Annotated in this window: 9 protein-coding genes; 5 read left to right on the top strand and 4 right to left on the bottom strand. The window is 68.7% G+C overall.

Annotated features, from left to right (window positions below; all coding sequences use genetic code 11):
* The coding region (locus GV790_RS27040) for a WXG100 family type VII secretion target (protein WP_375139432.1) at window positions 1–541 on the bottom strand (541 nt) is incomplete at its 3' end.
* A gap of 132 nt (window positions 542–673) precedes the next feature.
* Here GV790_RS27040 and GV790_RS27035 point away from each other — a divergent pair.
* The 4 genes from GV790_RS27035 to GV790_RS27020 all read left to right on the top strand — a co-directional run bounded on the left by GV790_RS27035 (window position 674) and on the right by GV790_RS27020 (window position 3,607).
* Complete coding sequence (locus GV790_RS27035; protein WP_175586014.1) at window positions 674–1,276, top strand: TetR/AcrR family transcriptional regulator; 603 nt, start codon at window positions 674–676, stop codon at window positions 1,274–1,276.
* A 91-nt stretch (window positions 1,277–1,367) separates the two neighbouring features.
* The gene (recO, locus tag GV790_RS27030) at window positions 1,368–2,147 is read left to right on the top strand and encodes a DNA repair protein RecO (RefSeq protein ID WP_163817336.1); all 780 of its coding nucleotides are present in this window, start codon (window positions 1,368–1,370) and stop codon (window positions 2,145–2,147) included.
* A gap of 216 nt (window positions 2,148–2,363) precedes the next feature.
* On the top strand, window positions 2,364–3,185 hold the full coding sequence (locus GV790_RS27025; RefSeq protein WP_163817334.1) for an isoprenyl transferase: 822 nt from the start codon (window positions 2,364–2,366) through the stop codon (window positions 3,183–3,185).
* Window positions 3,182–3,607, top strand: a complete 426-nt coding sequence (locus GV790_RS27020; RefSeq protein WP_036534807.1) for a YbjN domain-containing protein — start codon at window positions 3,182–3,184, stop codon at window positions 3,605–3,607. Before GV790_RS27025 ends, GV790_RS27020 begins: the two co-directional genes overlap by 4 nt.
* A 45-nt stretch (window positions 3,608–3,652) precedes the next feature.
* On the opposite strand, the gene GV790_RS27015 is transcribed toward GV790_RS27020, so the two are convergent.
* Window positions 3,653–4,258, bottom strand: a complete 606-nt coding sequence (locus GV790_RS27015) for a TetR/AcrR family transcriptional regulator (RefSeq protein ID WP_163817316.1) — start codon at window positions 4,256–4,258, stop codon at window positions 3,653–3,655.
* A gap of 101 nt (window positions 4,259–4,359) precedes the next feature.
* On the opposite strand from GV790_RS27015, the gene GV790_RS27010 reads away from it, so the two are divergent.
* The gene (locus GV790_RS27010; protein ID WP_163817314.1) at window positions 4,360–5,334 is read left to right on the top strand and encodes a hypothetical protein; all 975 of its coding nucleotides are present in this window, start codon (window positions 4,360–4,362) and stop codon (window positions 5,332–5,334) included.
* A gap of 79 nt (window positions 5,335–5,413) precedes the next feature.
* On the opposite strand, the gene GV790_RS27005 is transcribed toward GV790_RS27010, so the two are convergent.
* Both GV790_RS27005 and GV790_RS27000 read right to left on the bottom strand, forming a co-directional pair.
* Window positions 5,414–5,842, bottom strand: coding sequence for a Fur family transcriptional regulator (locus GV790_RS27005; protein WP_163817312.1), 429 nt, complete (start codon window positions 5,840–5,842; stop codon window positions 5,414–5,416).
* Between the two features lie 2 nt (window positions 5,843–5,844).
* On the bottom strand, window positions 5,845–6,195 hold the full coding sequence (locus GV790_RS27000) for an ArsR/SmtB family transcription factor (RefSeq protein ID WP_163817310.1): 351 nt from the start codon (window positions 6,193–6,195) through the stop codon (window positions 5,845–5,847).
* Window positions 6,196–6,239 lie beyond the last annotated feature (44 nt).

Raw genomic sequence — 6,239 nt, 5'->3', positions numbered from 1 at the left:
CTTCTTCGAGGGCGCCGAGGGCGGCTTCTTTGACCACGCGGGTCAGGATGCGTTGCAGCAGTTGCCGCATGGTGAGCCGGATCGCGGCTTGGGTGGCGACGCGGGCGGCGGCGCCGGCGGCGGCTCCGGCGGGGGCGCCGACACCGGTGGCCATGGCGGCCAGCGCTGCGGCCATTTCGACGGCGAAGATCACCAGTTGGGCGATGATCATCAGTTTGGTGTGTTCGATGTCGTTGGCGCCGTCGTCGACCAGGTCGGCCTGGTCTTTCAACAGCCCGGTCAGTGCGGCGAGGGCGCCGTTGTCGTTGCCGAGTTTCTTCCAGAACGCCTCGATCGCGTCGGCGCTCTGCCCGTCCAGCGCGGCCAGCAGTTGGTTGACCTGGCGTTGAGCATCGTCACCGAGATCGTCGAGGGTGGTGGCGGCGCTGTTGTAGGCGTCGGCCATGCGCCGCATCGCGGTCTCATCGCCCTCGGGCCAATCACCGGCCCCCACGACATACTTCGCGGCCCACTGCAACGCCTCGGGGATTTCGATTCCCACCCCGGCGCCCTCCCGTCTCGTTTTCGGCCAAGAACCTATCGACACAGACATAGACGTGGCGAATCAGGTTTCGGTTCCATCCGATCGCGGGCGAGTTGCCGATCGCGGTTGATCTGGAGTTCACTCGGCAGCATGCCGCGACGCAGTCAGGAGGATCGGTCCAGGGCCACCAGGATGGCTCTGGAGGAGGCCGGACTGCGGCTGTTCACCGAGCGGGGGTTCGCGGGCACGTCGGCGGAGGAACTGGTGAGCGCCGCGGGAGTGACGCGCGGGGCGCTGCATCATCACTACGGTGACAAGCGCGGGCTGTTCCTCGCGGTGCTCGAGCAGCTGGAAACCGACGCGACAGCCGAGATCACGCGGGCGATCGCGGCGGTCGACCCGGACGATCTGCTGATGGCCATGGCCACCGGCCTGGGCACGTTCCTGGAGATCTGCCGCCGTCCGGCCATGGCGCGCATCGCCCTCTCCGACGCTCCCGCGGTGCTCGGCTGGCAGGCATGGCGGGAATTCGAGAGCAAACACGGTCTCGGAGTGATCATCGACCAGCTCGAGCGGGCGCGGGCCGCCGGCCTGATTCCCGAGGTCCCGGTGCGGGTGCTGGCGCAGCTGATCCTGAGCGCGGTGGCCGAGTCGGGTCTGATCGTCGCGCACGCCGAGGATCCGGACGCCGCGCGGACCGAGGCCCAGCAATCGCTGATGCTGCTGGTCGCAGGCATCCTTCGTACCGGATGACACAGTGGCCGCACCGTTGCCCCGATCGTCCGGCCCGGCGCGACCCGCATGCCTGACACCGCCTGTCACCCATTCGTGAAAGACTGAGCACGTGCGTTTGTACCGTGACCATGCCGTCGTGCTCCGCCAGCACAAGCTGGGTGAGGCCGATCGCATCGTCACATTGCTGACCAGGCAGAACGGTCTGGTCCGTGCGGTCGCCAAGGGGGTGCGGCGCACGAAATCGCGCTTCGGTGCCCGGCTGGAACCGTTCGCCTACATCGACGTGCAGCTGCATCCGGGCCGCAATCTCGACACCATCACCCAGGTGCACACGGTGGAGGCCAATGCGGCGGGCATCATCGATGATTACGGCCGCTACACCACTGCCTGCGCGGTCCTGGAAACCGCCGAACGGCTGGCCGGTGAGGAACGTGCCCCCGCGGCCCGCTTGCACATTCTCACCGCGGGCGCGCTACGTGCGATCGCCGCCGGGCAGCGCCCGCACGAACTGGTCCTCGACGCTTTCCTGTTGCGCGCCATGGGTTTCGCCGGATGGGCGCCGGCACTGGACGAATGCGCCCGTTGCGCGACTCCCGGCCCGCACCGCGCCTTCCATGTGGCGGCGGGCGGCGCGGTGTGCGTGCACTGCCGTCCACCCGGCGCCGCGACGCCCGGCCCCGGGGTGCTGGACCTGATGGTCGCCCTGCACCGTGGCGAATGGGACTTCGTCGACACCGTCCCCGATGCCACTCGCCGCCAGGCCAGCGGCCTGATCGCCGCGCACCTGCAATGGCATCTGGAACGACAGTTGCGGACGCTGCCGCTGATCGAGCGGTCCCGCCCGACGGGTGGTGCCGCATTCGCCGCCTCTGGAGACCGGGTCGGCTGAGGCCACCGCCGTCGTTCTCCCCGGCCCGAGCGGCGGCAGCTCGGCTCGGGAGGTCCCTGATCCGCGGCGGAAAGGCAGCGCCCGGACGGTTCACCCGGCTCGGCCCGACGGCTTCGAGCCCGGCGGTGGTTGCCGCGACCGCCGAGGTGGCGGCGCCCCTCAGGCAGACGCCGAACGCGATGACACCGCGATCCGGGCATCGGGCAGGATAGAGCCGTGATCCTCCGCCGAGACCCCTCCGCCGGTTCGGGCAACGCCGACCGGCCGGGGGCGACCCGCACCGTTCGCCCGCCGTCGCCGCATCCGTCCGGTGCGCGTCCGCCGCAGCTGCCGCCGGAGCTGGTGCCCAACCACGTCGCGCTGGTCATGGACGGTAACGGCCGCTGGGCGCAGGAACGTGGGCTGCCGCGCACGGCCGGCCACGAACGCGGCGAGGCGGTGCTCATGGACACCGTCGAGGGCTGTATCGAGATCGGCGTCAAGTGGCTGTCGGCCTACGCGTTCTCCACCGAGAACTGGCGGCGCAGCCCCGATGAGGTGCGGTTCCTGATGGGCTTCAACCGTGACGTCATCCGCCGCCGTCGCGACGAGATGCACGAGATGGGTGTCCGGGTGCGCTGGGCCGGGCGCAGGCCGCGGCTGTGGCGCAGCGTGATCAAGGAGCTGGAGACCGCGCAGGAGCTGACCAAGGACAACACCGTGATGACGCTCACCATGTGCGTCAATTACGGTGGTCGCGCCGAAATCGCCGATGCCGCACGGGAGATCGCGCGCCGGGTGGCGGCGGGGGAGATCGACCCGGAGCGGGTCGACGAGGCGACGGTCGCTCGTTACCTCGATGAACCGGATATGCCCGATGTGGATCTGTTCTTGCGTCCGTCGGGCGAGTTCCGCAGTTCGAACTTCCTGCTCTGGCAGTCCGCGTACGCCGAATTCGTCTACCAGGACACGCTGTTCCCCGATTTCGACCGGCGCAACCTGTGGGAAGCCTGCCTGGAGTACGCCAAGCGCGACCGCCGCTTCGGTGGTACCAAATGACCGGAGGGGATATGGATTCCGCACTCGAGCCCGACCTGGAGTTGCAGGCACGGGCCGGCGCCTGCCTGTCGATGTACGACATCGATGTGCGGGTCGACAACGACGGATCGTTGCGATTCGACTACGAGGGCGCGCTGTGCTCGCTGGGCGCGGTGAACCTCACCACCGGCCTGGATGTGCTGACGCTGACCTGCGTGCTGGCCTGGGACCGGCCGCTCAAACCGCAGCTGCACAAGCGCGTCGCCGAACGCAACAGCACCTTGCAGTTCGGTTCGATCGTGGTGATCGGGCACGGCAAGCTCGCCGATATCGTGCTGCGCTACACCTTTCCCGCCGCAGGCCTCGACGATCACGCGCTGGCCACCATGCTGCTGCTGGTGCTCTCGGGTGCGGGGCAGGCGCGGCAGGGGCTACTGCCCTGAGCCGAGCCGGCTGGCCCGAACCGGGCCTGCTGCCCTGCATCGAGTTCAGCGTGGCTGGGGGCCGAACGGCAGTAGCGTCGCCACGCCTCGCACGGCTGCCTTCGGGTCGAAATCGCCGATGATCAACTGTTGCAACAGGAATCCGGGCAGGATGCCGAACAGCGCGACGGCTGTCGCCTCGATGTCGGTGTCCTCGGGTAGCCAACCGGCCTCGACCATGCGGCCGATGTACTCCGCCCACATATCCCGGATTCCGCCCATCGCCCCGCGCACGTAGACGGCGGCCTCCGGATCGACCAACGCCAGTGACCACGCCTGCGGGGCGAGCCGCAGCCTGCCTTCGGGGCCTGTCTGTGGCATGAGCCAGTCGAGTAGATGCTCGGCCACCTCGGCGGGGACCGGCAGCGGGTCGCGGTGCACCACCTCGGACATCAACGCCCGCACGTCGACGGTCGCATTCGAGGCCAGCGCCGCCACCAGCTCGTCCTTGCTCTTGAAGTAGCGGTAGACCGCGCCGGCGGAGAGCCCGGATTCGGCGAAGACATCCTGCATGGAGGTGTTGTAGAAGCCCTTGCGGGAGAAGCAGCGCTGCGCGGCGGCGATGATCTGCTGCCTGCGGCGTTCCAGGTGTTCTTCGCTGACTCGAGGCATGCCTCAAAAGTAAAACGAATATCCGTTCTTGACAACTTCGGGCGGTGCTGCGACCGTAGAACCATCTAAAAGAACGAACCTCCGATTTACAGGAGAACGTCATGAACGTCACCCAGCGGGCCGTGGCCATCGGTGCGGGCGCGGCCCTGATCCAAGCGCTGATGTTGATCGCCTTCGCGTGGCCCGCCGCGAATATGGCGCCGAGGGATCTACCGGTAGCGGTGACGGGCCCGCAGGCGGCGATGGTCGCCGACCGGCTGGCCGCGCACGATCCCGACGCCTTCGACATCACCACGACCGCCGATGAGAACGCCGCGCGCGCCGCGATCACCGACCGTGATGTCTATGGCGCGATCGTCACCGGCGGGGGAGCGCCGCGGGTGCTCATCGCCTCCGGTGCCAGCCCGGCCGTCGCCCAGCAGCTGACCCAGATCGCCCAGCAGATGTCGGGTGCTCCGGCGGCCGCGGTCGAAGATCTGGTCGTGGCCGATCCGGATGATCCGCGCGGCGTCGGCTTCGGCGCCATGGCGCTGCCGCTGGTGATGTCGGGCATCGCCGCGGGCGTACTGCTGACGCTGCTGGTGCCCTCGGCGATGGGCCGGCTGGCCGGTCTGCTGAGCTTCGCGGTGGCGGGCGGACTGCTGAGCATGGTGATCGTGCAGGGCTGGCTGTCGCTGATCCCTGGCAACTACCTCGTCTTGTCCGCGGTGGCCGGGCTGGTGTCGTTCGCGGTGGCCGGCACCGTCGCCGGACTCGCCACGGTGATCGGCCGCGCGGGCATCGGCATCGCCGCGCTGACCATGCTGCTGATCGGTAACCCGTTCTCCGCCGCGACCTCGGCGCCCGAGCTGCTGCCGCAGCCGTGGGGTGCGATCGGCCAGCTGTTGCCGCCGGGTGCGGCCGCCTCGCTGCTGCGGTCGGTGGCCTTCTTCGATGGCGCCGGCGCCACCGGCCCGCTGGTGGTGCTGCTGGTGTGGGCCGGTGCGGCCGTGGGGCTGCTGGGGATCGGTGCGGTCCGCGAACGGCGTGGCACCGATGCGCAGGCCTCCGCGCCGGTTCCGGCGATGGCGGGCTGAGCGGGACTCACGTCAGAGGCCGTCACCGGACCATCCGGTGACGGCCTCGTCTTGGATCACGAAGGGTCGGCCGGAATTCTCAGCCGCGCGATTCGTCCGCGCAGGATCGGCAGGTGCCGAAGATCTCCAGGGTGTGGCTGATCTCGGTGAAACCGTGCTTGTCGGCGATCGATTCGGCCCACGCCTCGACCGTGGGGCCCTCGACCTCGATGGTGCGGCCGCAGCGGCGGCACACCAGGTGATGGTGATGGCCGGTCGAGCACTGTCGGTAGATGGATTCGCCGGAGTCGGTGCGCAGCACATCCACCATGCCCGCGTCGGCCAGGGACTGCAGCGTGCGGTAGACCGTGGTCAGGCCGATGCCTTCGCCGCGACGGCGCAGTTCGTCGTGCAACTCCTGGGCCGAGCGGAATTCCTCGATATCGCCCAGAAGCGCGGCGATCGCGCTGCGCTGGCGGGTACTGCGGATACCCACCGGCTTCTGCGAAACGACCAACTTGTCCGACACGATCAACCTTCCTCCACGTGCGCGACGGCATCGACGACGATATGGGCCAGATGGTCGTCGACGAGTTCGTAGAGCACCTCGCGTCCCGAACGTTCGCCGTGCACCACACCTGCTGACTTGAGAATGCGCAGGTGCTGGCTGACCAGCGGCTGTGTGACGCCGAGCGCGTCGACCAACTCGTGCACGCAACGCGGCGACTCCCGCAGTTGTAGCACGATCGCGATGCGAACGGGGGCGGCGAGTGCGCGCAGCAGCTCTCCGGCATCCTCCAGGATGGTCCGGGTGGGGACCGGCGCGGGAGCGGGGGACCGATACGGGTTGTGCGGGTGAGCGGTGGCCGCGTCGGCAGTCATGGAACCATCTCCTTATTGGAAAGCGATCCCATTTTGATATGCAT

It is taken from the genome of Nocardia cyriacigeorgica (assembly GCF_010858045.1).
In the GTDB taxonomy this organism is placed as follows: Bacteria; Actinomycetota; Actinomycetes; order Mycobacteriales; family Mycobacteriaceae; genus Nocardia; species Nocardia cyriacigeorgica_E.
The sequence above is the reverse complement of the archived record's forward strand: the minus strand, read 5'-3'. Positions and strand labels throughout refer to the sequence as shown.

Bases quoted from the DNA above. Each gene is read 5' to 3' on its own strand.
- GV790_RS27035 (WP_175586014.1), top strand. From the start codon at position 674: ATGCCGCGACGCAGTCAGGAGGATCGGTCCAGGGCCACCAGGATGGCT.
- GV790_RS27020 (WP_036534807.1), top strand. From the start codon at position 3,182: ATGACCGGAGGGGATATGGATTCCGCACTCGAGCCCGACCTGGAGTTG.
- GV790_RS27015 (WP_163817316.1), bottom strand. From the start codon at position 4,258: ATGCCTCGAGTCAGCGAAGAACACCTGGAACGCCGCAGGCAGCAGATC.
- GV790_RS27010 (WP_163817314.1), top strand. From the start codon at position 4,360: ATGAACGTCACCCAGCGGGCCGTGGCCATCGGTGCGGGCGCGGCCCTG.
- GV790_RS27000 (WP_163817310.1), bottom strand. From the start codon at position 6,195: ATGACTGCCGACGCGGCCACCGCTCACCCGCACAACCCGTATCGGTCC.